This window comes from Aeromonas sp. s7(2024) (assembly GCF_040907825.1).
GTDB classification, from domain to species: domain Bacteria; phylum Pseudomonadota; class Gammaproteobacteria; order Enterobacterales; family Aeromonadaceae; genus Aeromonas; species Aeromonas veronii.
In genome coordinates this window covers 128491-142022 of record NZ_JBFOCM010000025.1, presented here as the reverse complement: position 1 = coordinate 142022, position 13532 = coordinate 128491, and the positions used below count along the sequence as shown (strand labels likewise).

13 protein-coding genes are annotated in these 13532 nt (G+C 59.1%); 11 read left to right on the top strand and 2 right to left on the bottom strand.

The window, feature by feature from the left end:
- The first annotated feature begins 126 nt into the window (after positions 1-126).
- The 5 genes from AB5Y73_RS11955 (at position 127) to AB5Y73_RS11935 (ending at position 5248) form a co-directional block, all read left to right on the top strand.
- The gene (locus AB5Y73_RS11955) at positions 127-969 is read left to right on the top strand and encodes a LysR family transcriptional regulator (protein ID WP_107682246.1); all 843 of its coding nucleotides are present in this window, start codon (positions 127-129) and stop codon (positions 967-969) included.
- Between the two features lie 101 nt (positions 970-1070).
- Positions 1071-1667, top strand: a complete 597-nt coding sequence (locus AB5Y73_RS11950; RefSeq protein ID WP_042081420.1) for an NAD(P)H-dependent oxidoreductase — start codon at positions 1071-1073, stop codon at positions 1665-1667.
- A 67-nt stretch (positions 1668-1734) separates the two neighbouring features.
- The gene (locus AB5Y73_RS11945) at positions 1735-3591 is read left to right on the top strand and encodes a monovalent cation:proton antiporter-2 (CPA2) family protein (protein WP_058056285.1); all 1857 of its coding nucleotides are present in this window, start codon (positions 1735-1737) and stop codon (positions 3589-3591) included.
- Positions 3588-3974 carry a SirB2 family protein gene (locus tag AB5Y73_RS11940; RefSeq protein ID WP_042081419.1) on the top strand — a complete coding sequence of 129 codons (387 nt, stop codon included), beginning with the start codon at positions 3588-3590 and terminating at the stop codon, positions 3972-3974. Before AB5Y73_RS11945 ends, AB5Y73_RS11940 begins: the two co-directional genes overlap by 4 nt.
- A gap of 287 nt (positions 3975-4261) precedes the next feature.
- Positions 4262-5248 carry a YafY family protein gene (locus AB5Y73_RS11935; protein WP_005339987.1) on the top strand — a complete coding sequence of 329 codons (987 nt, stop codon included), beginning with the start codon at positions 4262-4264 and terminating at the stop codon, positions 5246-5248.
- Positions 5249-6104: 856 nt separating this feature from the next.
- On the opposite strand, the gene AB5Y73_RS11930 is transcribed toward AB5Y73_RS11935, so the two are convergent.
- Entirely contained in the window at positions 6105-6416 is a 312-nt protein-coding gene (locus AB5Y73_RS11930; RefSeq protein WP_005348564.1) for a DUF1145 domain-containing protein, read from the bottom strand.
- Positions 6400-7029: a 16S rRNA (guanine(966)-N(2))-methyltransferase RsmD gene (gene rsmD, locus AB5Y73_RS11925; protein WP_042081417.1), complete on the bottom strand. Its 630-nt coding sequence runs from the start codon at positions 7027-7029 to the stop codon at positions 6400-6402. Before rsmD ends, AB5Y73_RS11930 begins: the two co-directional genes overlap by 17 nt.
- A gap of 110 nt (positions 7030-7139) precedes the next feature.
- Between rsmD and ftsY the strand changes: the two genes are divergently transcribed.
- The 6 genes from ftsY to hutC all read left to right on the top strand — a co-directional run bounded on the left by ftsY (position 7140) and on the right by hutC (position 13448).
- Positions 7140-8930, top strand: a complete 1791-nt coding sequence (gene ftsY, locus AB5Y73_RS11920; protein ID WP_181497662.1) for a signal recognition particle-docking protein FtsY — start codon at positions 7140-7142, stop codon at positions 8928-8930.
- 89 nt (positions 8931-9019) lie between these two features.
- Positions 9020-9688: a cell division ATP-binding protein FtsE gene (gene ftsE, locus AB5Y73_RS11915; protein ID WP_005339995.1), complete on the top strand. Its 669-nt coding sequence runs from the start codon at positions 9020-9022 to the stop codon at positions 9686-9688.
- Positions 9688-10641 carry a permease-like cell division protein FtsX gene (ftsX, locus tag AB5Y73_RS11910; RefSeq protein WP_005339996.1) on the top strand — a complete coding sequence of 318 codons (954 nt, stop codon included), beginning with the start codon at positions 9688-9690 and terminating at the stop codon, positions 10639-10641. Before ftsE ends, ftsX begins: the two co-directional genes overlap by 1 nt.
- Positions 10642-11092: 451 nt before the next feature.
- On the top strand, positions 11093-11947 hold the full coding sequence (gene rpoH / locus AB5Y73_RS11905) for an RNA polymerase sigma factor RpoH (RefSeq protein WP_005339997.1): 855 nt from the start codon (positions 11093-11095) through the stop codon (positions 11945-11947).
- A gap of 125 nt (positions 11948-12072) precedes the next feature.
- The gene (gene can, locus AB5Y73_RS11900; protein ID WP_042076162.1) at positions 12073-12732 is read left to right on the top strand and encodes a carbonate dehydratase; all 660 of its coding nucleotides are present in this window, start codon (positions 12073-12075) and stop codon (positions 12730-12732) included.
- Positions 12733-12743: 11 nt separating this feature from the next.
- Positions 12744-13448 carry a histidine utilization repressor gene (hutC, locus tag AB5Y73_RS11895; RefSeq protein ID WP_041202413.1) on the top strand — a complete coding sequence of 235 codons (705 nt, stop codon included), beginning with the start codon at positions 12744-12746 and terminating at the stop codon, positions 13446-13448.
- Positions 13449-13532 lie beyond the last annotated feature (84 nt).

The window sequence follows — 13532 nt, the reverse complement described above, 5'->3', positions numbered from 1 at the left end:
TTCAAGAGTCGGTTTGAGCAAACAGGTGGCTGGCCAGCACGGAACCCAATCACTATAGTCACTGTATCTATAAGTGATAAATATTGTTTTCCGCTGGTTATCATCTGAAAAAACTATGGTTGGTTTATGCTGGACTTGAGATTGCTGCGTTTCTTCATCGCCATCTATGAAGAGAAGAACATCACGGCGGCGGCCGAACGCTGCCACGTCAGCCAGCCCTCACTCTCGGCGGGGCTGCGCCAGTTGGAAGAGGCGCTCGGCGACAGCCTCTTCATTCGCGGCAAGAAGGGGGTGGAGGCGCGCGATCCTGCCCACTATCTCTATCCCCATGCGGTCAAGCTGGTGGAGGAGGCGCGTCGTCTGCCGGAGCTGTTTCGCCAGAAAGCGACGCGTGCGAGGCTCAATATTGCCATCATGCCCGACCTGAGCCGCCGTCGGGTGGCGGGGTTGTTGCAACGGGTACAGACGGTACTGCCAGAGCTGGATCTCACCCTCTCCGACTACGCTACGCCCGCTGACTGCCGCTTGACGCTGGATGCCTTGCGCCGGGAGGACGAGATCTTTCTGCCGTTGTGGGAGGAGGATTACGTGCTCTGCGTGCCGGTCGACCATCCCCTTGCCAGTCGCGAAAGGATCGAGCTGGCCGAGCTGCAACATTATGATTTTATTGAGTGCCCGCCCTGCGAAGCCCATCAGCAGACTATCGGCCTGCTGGCCTGTGACCGCCTTACCCTCAATCTGGTGGCCAAGGCCGAGAGCAAGGGGCTGGTGATGGCGCTGGTGCTGGCGGGGGTCGGCATCAGTTTTCTGCCGGACGGGCTGGTCGAGGATGAGGCGGGGCTTTGCACCCTGCCGGTGAGCGGACCGCGGATGTTTCGCCGGATTGGGCTCTGCTATCCCGCCCACCAGACCCTCAATCCGGCGCTGCGGGAGCTGATCCCCGAGTTGGCAGGCTATGGCGCTTCCTGATAAGGTCGCTTTCCTGTGCACCTTTACGATGCAGCTCCCCAGACTCCCCTTTTCTGTTTACCGCGCCTTGCACCGCAAGGCTTTGTTCGGGTGATTTGGTCATGAAACGCATTCTGGTTATTTTTTCCCATCCCGCGTTGCAGAGCTCGCGGGCCAACAAGCAGCTGTTGCAGGCGATTGAGGGGCTGGAGGGGGTCAAGGTTCACGACCTCTATCAGCACTATCCCGACATGTTTATCGATGTGAAGCGGGAGCAGGCGCTGCTCTCTGAGCACGATATCATCGTCTTTCAGCACCCGTTTTACTGGTACTCCTGCCCGGCCATCATGAAAGAGTGGATGGATCTGGTGCTGGAGTATGGCTACGCCTACGGCCCCGAAGCCCACGCCCTCAAGGGCAAGCAGTGGCTGAGCGCCATCACCACCGGCGGGGCGCCGGAGTCCTACTGCAGCGAGGGGTACAACAGCCGACCGCTGCTCGATTTTCTGCTGCCATTTCAGCAGGCGGCCACCTTGTGCGGCATGAACTGGCTGCCCCCTTTCGTGCTGCACTCCTTTCACAAGATCAAGGATCCCGCCGCCCTGCGCCGCTGTGGGCAGGACTACCGTCAGCTGCTTTGCGCCTTGCGTGACGATCAGCTGACTCCGGAGCAGCTGGCCGGGCGTCCTTATCTGCGCGACTTGCTGGAGGTGCTCTGATGACACACGGGCAGCTTGTTGGCCGAGCTCATGAGCCGGATCAGATGTTCATGCGGAGGGCCGACTGATGGGCCACGGGATCCTGTTTGATGCCTTTATCTACCTCTCCGCCGCCGTCATCGCGGTGCCGCTGGCCAAGCGCTGGGGGTTGGGCTCGGTGCTCGGCTACCTGCTGGCGGGGATCATCATAGGCCCCTTTCTGCTGGGGCTGGTGGGGGAGCAGAAGGATGTGATGCACTTCGCCGAGTTTGGCGTGGTGCTGATGCTGTTTCTGGTCGGTCTTGAATTGCGTCCTGCCCTCTTGTGGCAGTTGAAGGGGCCGATCCTCGGCACCGGCGGCCTGCAGGTGCTGCTCACCACGGCGGCACTGACCGGCGTGGCGCATCTGATCGGTCTGCCGTTGCAACAGGGGCTGGCCATCGGCCTCATTCTGGCGCTCTCCTCCACCGCCATCGTTCTGCAGAGCCTGCAGGAGCGCAAGCTGATGCAGAGCGAGAGTGGTCGCTCTGCTTTTGCTGTGCTGCTGTTTCAGGATATTGCGGTCATTCCGATCCTGGCGCTGCTGCCGCTGCTGGCCATGGCGCCGGTCGCCAGCAATGGCGGTTCCGAGCTGGCGGGGTGGCAACATGGTCTGCTGGTGGTCGCGGCCATCTCAGGCATCGTGCTGGGTGGCCACTATCTGATGCGGCCGGTGTTTCGTGCCATCGCCCAGTCCCACATGCGGGAGATCTTCGTCGCCGCCGCTCTGCTGCTGGTGATCGCCATCGCGGTGCTGATGGAATCGGTGGGGCTCTCGCCCGCTCTCGGCTCCTTCCTCGCCGGTGTGGTGCTGGCCGACAGCGAATATCGCCATGAGCTGGAGGCAGACATAGAGCCGTTCAAGGGGCTGCTGCTCGGCCTCTTCTTTATGTCGGTGGGGGCGGGGATCGACTTCGGGCTGTTTGCCGAGCACCCCTTCCTGATACCCACTCTCGTCGTTGGCCTGATGGTGCTCAAATGGCTGGTGCTGATGGCGCTCGGCTTCATCATCCGCATCTCGCCGAGTCAGCGCTGGACCTTCGGGCTGGCGCTCGCACAGGGCGGTGAGTTTGCCTTCGTGCTCTTTTCGTTTGCCGCGCAAAATCGGGTGCTGCCCGGTGAGACCATCTCGCTGCTGACGCTGGTGGTGGCGCTCTCCATGGCGCTGACCCCGCTGCTGCTGATCCTCAACGATCGGGTGATCCAGCCCTGGTTCGATTACCGTAACCAGAGCGACGCACCGCAGCATGAGCAACCTGAGCTGGTGGAGCATCCGGTGATCATCGCGGGCTTCGGCCGCTTCGGTCAGATCGTGGGGCGTCTGCTGCACGGTCACGGCATCGGTACCACCATCCTCGAGCAGGATGCCAGCCAGATAGAGACCCTGCGCAAGTATGGCTATCAGGTCTTCTATGGCGATGCCAGCCGGATCGACCTGCTCCATGCCGCCGGGGCGCACAAGGCGAAGCTGCTGGTGCTCTCCATCAACGATCCGGCTACCTCGCTGGCGGTGATCGAGATGGTGCAGAAGCACTTCCCGCACCTGAAGATCCTGGCGCGAGCGCTGGATCGACCCCATGCCCACGAGATCCTGCGCCACGGGGTCGAGAGCGTGCACCGGGAAACTCTGGGCTCGGCGGTCGATCTGGGGGTGGAAGCCCTGACCCAGCTCGGTTTTCGGGCCAACCAGGCCTGGCGGGCGGGGCAGACCTTCAAGCAGCACGATAACTGGCTGTTGCGTGAGCAGGTCAACTATCTGGACGACGAACACACTTATATCAACAAGAGCCTTCAATACCGGGAGATCCTCTCCGATCTGTTGCAAGACGACGAGGAGGGGCAGGAGCGTATCCATGCCCACAACTGGAATAGCGGGCTACCCGACGACGACAAGGAAGCAAAATGATTGCCTATTACCCTATGTTCAAACACCTGCATATGACGCTGGCGCTGGTCAGTCTGCTGCTCTTTATCTATCGCTGGAGTCTGGCGCTGGCCGGCAGCGATCGGTTGCAGCAGAAGTGGCTGAAGATCTTGCCGCATATCAACGACACCTTCCTGCTGCTGTTTGGTGTGTTGCTGGCGGTGGCCTTGCAGTTGAGCCCGGGTCAACAGCCCTGGCTGATGGCCAAGCTGATTGCACTGGTGCTCTATATCGGTCTGGGGGTCATGGCGCTCAAGCGCCCGGCCCGCGGTCAGAAGCTGGTGGCCGGTGTGGCGGCACTGGCGGTGTTTGGCTACATGGTCGGTGCGGCCATCACCAAGTCAGCCTGGTCGTGGCTGATGTGAGCAAAAGGGGAGAGCCATGCTCTCCCATGAAATCATATTCTGAGATGAATTAATTAATCGGAGTTTTATGCTGACAATAAATCGCAACATAGAACTTTCATTTGAGGGATTTTTGGCTAATTTTAGCCTCTAGCGGCTCCTTTTTTGAGTGTATTGTCTTTATAAATCAGTTGCTTAGTGTGTTTTGTATGAAAATGGCGACAGTTGTCGCAGCAAAACTTGCGACATAGACTGTCGCAAGTCACGACTAGCATACAGTCAACGCTAAACCAGTGAAGGCAAGCACCATGAGCAAGAAGCTGTTACGACAACTGACCTTGGCGCGTTGCATCCCGCACCGCCCTTACAAGCTGACCGCCAGCCAACTCCAGGTAAAACTGGAAGAGGAAGGTATCCACGTCAGTCTGCGTACCGTGCAACGGGACCTGGAGGAGATGTCCGGCATGGGACTGTTCGACCTCACCTCGGACGAGCGCAGCAAACCCCATGGCTGGTGCTTCGAGCGCCACGGCCTCAACGACTTTGCCAATATCATGCCGCTCTCGCTGGCGGTGGCCCTGAAAACCTGGAGTGATCAGGCGAGCCAACTGTTGCCGGCGAGTGTACTGACTGAATTGAACCCGCTGGTCGACAAGGCGAGCCAGGTGATCCGCGACAGCCAGAGTGAACTGGCCGAACGCTGGCTGGAGAGTGTCCACCAGTCACCGCGTCCGTTTGCCGGCAACCCGGAGATCCGCCGCAGCACCCTGATCCGCGATGCGCTCTGGCGTGGTCGCAAGTTCAGTGCCGAGATCCAGCGCGTGATCAAAGAGCGCACCGTATGGCTCTGCTACGACCGTATCAACCCGCTCGGCATTCTCAATCAGCCGGACGGTCCGATCCTGCTCTGCACTCTGTCCGAGCTGGATCCCAAGGTCTACGGCATCCCGTTTGACCATATCAAGAACGTGGAGCTGACCAACTTCAGCGCCACCCAGCCGAAGGATTTCAACATCCAGAAGCTGATCCGCGATCAGGGCTATCAGGATGTGAGCGGCCCGATCCGCTTCGTCGGCCGGATCGATGCTAACAGCCAGTCGCTGGTGGATAACCAGATCCCCGGCAACAATCCGCGCATGACCCGCTATGACAAGCGTAGCGTGGTGGTGGAGACAGAGGTGCAGGACACCCCGGAGTTTCGCAGCTGGTTGAACAACATCGGCGGTGAACTGGAGGTGCTGGCACCGGAATCGCTGCGCAAGGCCTATCTCAATCCGGCCAACCGCTTGAGCTGATTAAAAAATTGGAATGTTGAAGAGTCGAGCCTGGCCTCGGCTCTTTTTTTTGCGGTTTTTTTAAGCATATTTATTCAACTAATTTTTAAGTCTTAACGTCAGGATTGAACCGTTTTCCTGCCCCGTTTTTGGGGGCGAAACCCGTGTAAGAGATCTGCCATAGCGACTGTAAGAGGCTGGCGCTTTGAGCCGTACGCGAAGCCATGCCAGAATGATCGAGCTTTCCCGTGAAACTAAATAACTAACTGATATTAAAGGGTTAGTTTTTAAGTTCGTTTTTTGAGATGGGAGCCGCATCGGATCTTTATCATCGGATGGCCCTTGTTCGGGGTGCGCATTTCCTTAGTATGGGTCTCACAAGGACGGAGCTGGTCCGGCAGGATGCAGGACAGCGCATAAAGATGGAATAGTCCGCAGGATGTGGACAAGGGACTCCTCAGGATGAGCTCGATAATCAGGATGATTATCGTCACGGATGAATAAAGGAACACCGCGGGATGCGGCAGGACACTCTCGGGATGGGAGCAGAACGAACGGAACATCGTTCTTCAGGATGAACAGGACCTCGCCGGATGCGAGAGGAATACTTCAGGATGAAGTGAGATAACCCGGATGGTTATCTGTCAGGAAGACGCAAGGAACCCCCACAGGACGTGGTAATGGACACCTCCAGGATGGAGACAGGGAAGCAGTTCAGGATGAATTGCCAGGCTAGGAACGCCGCAGGACACGCCAACGGATTGGAAAGGGGATATTCCAAAGGATTAGGATAACGTCAGGGATTGCAGGGAGCATTGCAGTTCTACGGACAGGACGACACGACTCTAGGGGACGGCTACCGCCGTCCCCTTTTCTTTTATGGTTTGCCCGAGAGATTGCCGCGCTGGGCGGCGTTGACGATCTCTTGCAGGCGCTGACGAATGTCGACCATGCCAAACACACCAAAGATCAGCACAGTGACAAATTCGGCCTTGGTGACAGCGAAGTAGCGTTTGCAAGCTGCCTTGATCATGCTGGCCTGCAGCCAGTGCAGCAGGGCGACGATCACGCCGCAGACCGGCAGAAAGCCGTTGAGTTTGCCGGGTAGCGGGGCAATCAGGCTCACCAGTACGCCAAACCAGAAGAACAGTATCAGCCCCATCGCCAACAGATTAAAGACCCGCTTCATTGTTTACCTCCCGTAGATAGAGTTGATAACAGACCTGACCTGCTTGTTTGTCCTTGAGTAGTTGCCAACTGGCGGGCAGCGCCAGATCGGCCATCTCTTTTTCCCGCTCCAGATAGATGAGGGCGTCCGGTGCCAGCCAGCCGCGCTGCTCCAGCAGTTCGCACACCTGCGGCAGCAGCTCGCGGCGAAACGGTGGATCGAGGAACACCAGATCAAACGGCGTGGCCGGGCCTTGCAGCCAGCTCACTGCATCTGACTGGATCACCTGACCCTGACTGCTGCCGAGGGCGGTCAGGTTCTTCTTGATCTGATCGGCGGCCCCTTTGTCCATCTCGATCAGGGTCACCTGCTCGGCATAGCGCGACAGCGCCTCCAGACCAAGGCCACCGCTGCCGGCAAACAGATCCAGGCAGCGGGTGCCGCGAATGTGGGGGGCCAGCCAGTTGAAGATGGTCTCCTTGACGCGATCCGTGGTGGGTCTGAGCCCCTCCACATCCTTGACCGGCAATTTGCGGCCTCGCCACTGGCCGCTGATGATTCTTACAAAGCCCGATTTTCCTTGCGGGGCGGGACTCTTGCTCGGGTTGCTACGGCTGGATTTCACTCTGGGCATCGCGTTTCATCGTCAGAAAATAAAGTGGTAGTATAAGGCGGTTCATTTTTATGCCGACCCGCCAAGGGACGGCTATCTTAGCAGTCAGCCTTTGATGTGAGTATTTTTAGATGGCAAAAGGTTTGTTTTCCTGGCTGGGTTTCGGCCGCAAGAAAGAAGAGGCTGAGGCTGTCCAACCACAGACACCCCAAGCCACCCCCGTTACCGTTGAGCCCGAGGTCACTGCTACCCCCGCTCCCGTTTCCGATACAACTGTTTCCGATAGTACGCCGGCCGTTGCCCCCGAAGTGCCTGCCAGCGCACAGAATCCCGTTTTGCAAGATGATTGCTGCCTGCCGACCGAGCTGGACGACCACGGCCCGCTGGTGGTGGAGGAGTGCGCTTCCGATCTGGAGCCGGTGATCGTCAACGAAGCGCTGATCGCCGAAGAGGAGCGTGCCGCTGAAACCGCTCGCATTGCTGCCGAAGCCCGCGCTGCAGAAGATGCTCGTATCGCCGCCGAGGCTCGCGCCGCAGAAGAGGCCCGCATCGCCGCCGAAGCTCGTGCTGCGGAAGAAGCTCGCATTGCTGCCGAAGCCCGCGCTGCGGAAGAAGCTCGCATTGCTGCCGAGGCTCGCGCCGCAGAAGAGGCCCGCATCGCCGCCGAAGCTCGCGCCGCGGAAGAATCTCGCATTGCCGCCGAAGCCCGCGCCGCGGAAGAGGCTCGTATCGCCGCCGAAGCCCGCGCTGCGGAAGAAGCTCACATTGCTGCCGAAGCCCGTGCTGCGGAAGAAGCTCGTATTGCTGCCGAGGCTCGTGCTGCGGAAGAGGCTCGCATTGCCGCTGAAGCTCAGGCTGCGGAAGAAGCCCGTATCGCCAAAGAGGCCCAGCGAGCGGAAGATATGCGCCTGGTCGCCGCGATGGAGGCTGAGGCCGCCGCCCTGGCAGCCCTGCCGCTGGCCGCCAAGGTAGACGACGACACCCAGGACAAACCGCAGCGGGAGGGCTTCTTTGCTCGTCTCAAGCGCAGTCTGGTGCGCACCAAGGAGAATATCGGCTCCGGTTTCTTTGGCCTGTTCCGTGGCAAGAAGATCGACGACGAGCTGTTTGAAGAGCTGGAGACCCAGTTGCTGACCGCCGATCTCGGCGTCGACACCACCACCCGCATCATCGAGGGGCTGGTGCAGCACGCGGATCGCAAGCAGCTCAAGGATGCCGAGGCGCTCTACGGCCTGCTCAAGCAGGATATGGGCGAGATGCTGGCCAAGGTCGAGCAGCCGCTGGTGATCGACACCAGCAAGAAGCCTTATGTGATCCTGATGGTCGGCGTGAACGGCGTCGGCAAGACCACCACTATCGGCAAGCTGGCCAAGCAGTTCCAGGCTGAAGGCAAGAGCGTGATGCTGGCGGCGGGTGACACCTTCCGTGCCGCAGCGGTCGAACAGCTGCAGGTTTGGGGTCAGCGCAACAACATTCCGGTGATTGCCCAGCATACCGGTGCCGACTCCGCTTCCGTCATTTATGACGCCATCGAGGCCGCCCGCTCCCGCGGGGCTGATGTGCTGATCGCCGACACCGCCGGTCGCCTGCAGAACAAGAGCAACCTGATGGAAGAGCTCAAGAAGGTGGTGCGGGTGATGAAGAAGCTGGATGAAGAGGCGCCCCACGAGATCATGCTGACGCTGGATGCAGGCACCGGCCAGAACGCGCTGAGCCAGGCCAAACTGTTCAGCGAGGCGGTTGGCCTGACCGGCATCACCCTCACCAAGCTGGATGGCACGGCCAAGGGCGGCGTTATCTTTGCGGTGGCCGACAAGTTCCAGATCCCGATCCGCTATATCGGGGTGGGTGAGGGGATCGACGATCTGCGTCCCTTCGTTGCCAACGACTTCATCGAGGCGCTCTTCAGCCGCGATGAATAAGTCCGGCCGTGATGAGTCAGCTCAGCCGTGATGAGTAAGTGTTCCATGCCCCGACTCCGGTCGGGGTTTGTCAATTTCAGGGAACCGTTATGATTCGTTTTGACAAGGTCAGCAAGGTATACAGCGGCGGCCATCAGGCGCTGCAAAAGGTCAGCTTTCACCTGCGCAAGGGAGAGATGGCCTTTCTGACCGGGCACTCGGGGGCGGGCAAGAGTACCCTCCTCAAACTGATCAGCGTGATGGAGCGTCCGACCGATGGTCGCGTCTTCTTTCATGGCGATGATGTCAGCCATATCCAGCGCAGCCAGATCCCCTATGTTCGCCGCCAGATCGGGATGATCTTTCAGGATCACCGCCTGCTGATGGACAGAACCGTGTTCGACAACGTGGCGCTGCCGCTGGTGATCGATGGTTACAGCCATGCGGACATCAACAAGCGGGTGGCGGCGGCGCTGGACAAGGTGGGGCTGCTTGGCAAGGAGCGTTACCAGCCGCGGATGCTCTCCGGTGGTGAGCAACAGCGGGTCGGCATCGCCCGTGCCATCGTCAACAAGCCGCCGCTGCTGCTGGCGGATGAACCGACCGGCAACCTGGATCCCCAGCTCTCCATGGATATCATGCGGCTATTTCAGGAGTTCAACAATTTTGGGGTCTCGGTACTGATTGCCACCCATGATCTGGGGCTGATCGCGCGCATGCGCTATCGCACCCTGACCCTCAAGGCGGGTCGCATGTATTCGGCCGGGGAGGAGCTCTGATGGCTATCGTTCGTCATAAACAACCGCCGCTGCGCCGTCTGATGATGTACGGGGTTGACCATGTGCGGCAGGCATTTGCCAGTCTCGGGGAGTTGTGGCGCAATCCGCTCGCTTCGCTGATGACGCTGGCGGTGCTTGGCGTCAGTCTGGCACTGCCCTCCTGTTTCCATGTGCTGCTGAAAAACGCCGAGGTGGTGGAGGGGAGCTGGCAGAGCAGTTCCCAGATCTCTCTTTACCTGCGCAAGGATCTGCCGGAGCAGAGCATTCTCGATCTGCAGCACAGGATCCTACTCTATCCCGAGGTGGATTCGGTCACCTACCTGAGTCGTGACGACGCGTTGCGGGAGTTTCGCGAGATCTCCGGCTTCGGCGATGCCCTCGATTATCTGGACAGCAACCCGCTACCGCCGGTGCTGAGCGTCATTCCGGATCCACGCTGGCAGAACCCGGAAGGGGCCGCCGAGCTGCTCAGCAAGCTCAACAACGAGGTGGGGGTCGAACAGGGCAAACTGGATCTGCAGTGGCTGACGCGGTTGCAGGGGATCATGAACCTGCTGCGCCACACCATTACCGGTATCGCGGTGCTGCTGCTCTCCGCCGTGTTGCTGATCGTCGGCAATACCCTGCGTCTCAACATCCTCAACCAGCGTTCCGAGATTGAAGTGCTCAAGCTGGTGGGGGCGACCGACTCCTTCATTCATCGCCCTTTCCTCTATACCGGTATCTGGTTCGGGGTGATCGGCGGCATGCTGGCCTGGTGGCTGACCGAAGTGATGGTGATCTGGAGCGAAGGGGTGGTGAAGGAGCTGGCGGGCTTGTATAACAGTAACTTCCGGCTTGTCGGCATGGGGGCGGTAGACGGGATCAATCTGATCTTGCTGGGCGCCCTGCTGGGGCTGATTGCCTCCTGGTTCTCGGTCCATCGCCACATTCGCGACATCGAACCATCCTGATTACTTTGTCATCAAAGTAAATCGCTGGATTTTGAGAGGCGGATCAAGTAAAAGAGGGGCCGTTTCTGGCTTGGCCCCCATAGTCAGAGTATTCTGAATAACAATGATCTTCCGGATCTTCGCTAGATCCAGTGAACCTTCTGATTTATAAGCAGTCTATTAAAGCTGAAGCATTTATACGGGTGTGGCCCCTCTGCCTTGCTCGTCAGACTTGGCAAGCATGTGAAGGTTGCGAGCTCCGCAACAATGGACTTAGCATGCTACTTTTCGGGGGTCCTTCATTGTGACCCCCTTTTTTTGACTGTTCATTCATGATTCATCCTGCAGGCTTAAGATAAGCCGGTCTAAAACTGGGCATGTTCTTTGATACACGCCGCAGAATGGCATCCGGTCAGTAGACAGACCCTCTCAGGGTGTTAGACTGATTCGATTGAAAAGTAAGAGGTAACAGATGGGAACTTCATTGCAGCGCACTATGGCTCTGATTCCGCAAGGTAGTCTGGAAGGCTATATCCAGGCAGTAAACTCTATTCCTGTGCTGAGCGCAGAGGAAGAGCGTGAACTGGCTGAGCGTTTGCAGCAGGATGGCGATCTTGAGGCTGCTCGTCAGCTGGTTATGTCGCACCTGCGCTTTGTCGTTCATGTCGCCAAGAGTTATGCCGGTTACGGCCTGCCTCAGGCCGATCTGGTTCAGGAAGGCAACATCGGCCTGATGAAGGCGGTCAAGCGCTTCGACCCGACGGTCGGCGTGCGTCTGGTCTCCTTTGCCGTGCACTGGATCAAGGCCGAAATCCACGAATATGTCCTGCGCAACTGGCGCATGGTCAAGGTGGCGACCACCAAGGCCCAGCGCAAGCTCTTCTTCAACCTGCGCAAATCCAAAAAGCGTCTGGGCTGGCTGAACCACGAAGAGGTTCAGGCCGTGGCGGCCGATCTCGGCGTCTCTGCCGCTGACGTGACCGAGATGGAAGCGCGGATGGCCAACTACGATCAGGCGTTCGATCTGGTTGGTGACGATGAGGAAGAGGGCGGTTTCGCTCCGGTTCACTATCTGGAGGACAAATCCTCCGATCTGGCAGCGACCATCGAGAATGACAACTGGGACGATCACGCGACCCGTCGTCTGAGCTCGGCCCTCGCCACCCTGGATGAGCGCAGCCAGCACATCATCCGCGCCCGCTGGCTCGATGATGACAGCAAGACCACTCTGCAGGAGCTGGCCGATACCTACGGCGTCTCTGCCGAGCGTGTGCGTCAGCTTGAGAAAAACGCACTCAAGAAGCTGAAAGATGCCATGGAAGCCTGATGCTTCCTCTCATAAAAACAGGGCCTGATGGCCCTGTTTTTGTTTCGCAGGGATCTGGTCGGCCTTGCTTTGGTTACCCTTGAGTGTGTTATGTTGCCGCCACTGCCACATTAGGGAGAGCAGAAGTGAAACTGTTGAACGACCTGTTTACCAACAACCGTGAGTGGGCCGAACGGATCAAAGCCGAAGATCCCAATTTCTTTGCCACTCTTTCTGCCCAGCAGGCCCCCGAATACCTCTGGATTGGTTGTTCCGACAGCCGGGTCCCCGCCAACCAGCTGATGGGCTTGCTGCCGGGGGACGTCTTCGTCCACCGCAACGTCGCCAATCTGGTGGTACATACCGATTTCAACTGCCTCTCCGTGCTGCAATACGCGGTAGAAGTGCTCAAGGTGAAGCACATCATCGTCTGCGGTCACTACGGTTGCGGTGGCGTCAAGGCCGCGATGCAGAACCAGGAGCTGGGTCTCATCGACAACTGGCTGCGCAACATCAAGGATGTCTACTTCAAATACGGTGAAGAGCTCGAGGCCATCGAGGATGAGCATGAGCGCTTCGACTACCTGTGCGAGCTGAACGTGGCCGAGCAGGTCGCCAACGTCTGCCACACCACCATCATCCAGAACGCCTGGCGCAAGGGGCAGGAGCTGGCGGTGCATGGCTGGATCTACGGGATTAAAGACGGTCTGCTGCACGATCTCGATCTCTGCATCAGCGGGCCGGATCAGATCCCCGATGTCTACCGCGCCTGGCCGGACATGCGTCCGCCCCACCGTCGGCGCTAGGGAGCTTCATGGTGGCGCCAGCCCTCTATCTGCAGATCAAACAGCATATTCTGGACGGGATCCGCGAACGCCACTATCAGGCGGGGGACAGGATCCCGACCGAAGCGGCCCTGTGCGAGCAGTTCACCGTGAGCCGGATGACGGTCAACCGGGCGCTGCGGGAACTGGTGGCTGAGGGGTGGCTGGTGCGTACCGCCGGTTCCGGTAGCTTCGTGGCGGACAGGCGCACCGAGTCGCCGCTGCTGGCTATTCGCAATATTGCCGACGAGATCGCCGAGCGTGGCGGCGAGTACAGCGCCCGGGTGATCCGGCTGCAGCGACTGGCCGCCGACGAGAAGGTGGCGGTACAACTGGGGCTACGGGTTGGCGCCCCCATCTTTCACAGCCTGATCGTCCATCAGGCCGATGGGGAGCCGTTGCAATTGGAGGAACGCTTCGTCGATGCCGGGCGCTTGCCGGGCTATGGCGAGCAGGATTTTACCCAACAGACCCCCAACCGCTATCTGATGGATGTCTGCCCCCTCTCCGAGATGGAGCACGTGGTGGAAGCCGTGTTGCCCAGCGCCGGTGAGGCGGGATTGTTGCAGATCCGCGTAGATTCCCCCTGTCTGTTGTTGCACCGGCGTACCTGGTCGGAGGGGCATCTGGTCTCCTACGCCCGTTTGCTCTCCCCCGGTTCCCGCTACAAGCTCAGCTCCAAGACTCAGCTGGAGTGAATGTATATACAGCTCGATTTTGCAAAGCCCACCTCCTCGTGGGCTTTTTTGTGTTTAAACTCTAAGTTTGATGCTGTTATCAGG

Coding starts and splice junctions, on each gene's coding strand:
- AB5Y73_RS11955 (WP_107682246.1), top strand. CDS start 127: ATGCTGGACTTGAGATTGCTGCGTTTCTTCATCGCCATCTATGAAGAG.
- AB5Y73_RS11950 (WP_042081420.1), top strand. CDS start 1,071: ATGAAACGCATTCTGGTTATTTTTTCCCATCCCGCGTTGCAGAGCTCG.
- AB5Y73_RS11945 (WP_058056285.1), top strand. CDS start 1,735: ATGGGCCACGGGATCCTGTTTGATGCCTTTATCTACCTCTCCGCCGCC.
- AB5Y73_RS11940 (WP_042081419.1), top strand. CDS start 3,588: ATGATTGCCTATTACCCTATGTTCAAACACCTGCATATGACGCTGGCG.
- AB5Y73_RS11935 (WP_005339987.1), top strand. CDS start 4,262: ATGAGCAAGAAGCTGTTACGACAACTGACCTTGGCGCGTTGCATCCCG.
- AB5Y73_RS11930 (WP_005348564.1), bottom strand. CDS start 6,416: ATGAAGCGGGTCTTTAATCTGTTGGCGATGGGGCTGATACTGTTCTTC.
- rsmD (WP_042081417.1), bottom strand. CDS start 7,029: ATGCCCAGAGTGAAATCCAGCCGTAGCAACCCGAGCAAGAGTCCCGCC.
- ftsY (WP_181497662.1), top strand. CDS start 7,140: ATGGCAAAAGGTTTGTTTTCCTGGCTGGGTTTCGGCCGCAAGAAAGAA.
- ftsE (WP_005339995.1), top strand. CDS start 9,020: ATGATTCGTTTTGACAAGGTCAGCAAGGTATACAGCGGCGGCCATCAG.
- ftsX (WP_005339996.1), top strand. CDS start 9,688: ATGGCTATCGTTCGTCATAAACAACCGCCGCTGCGCCGTCTGATGATG.
- rpoH (WP_005339997.1), top strand. CDS start 11,093: ATGGGAACTTCATTGCAGCGCACTATGGCTCTGATTCCGCAAGGTAGT.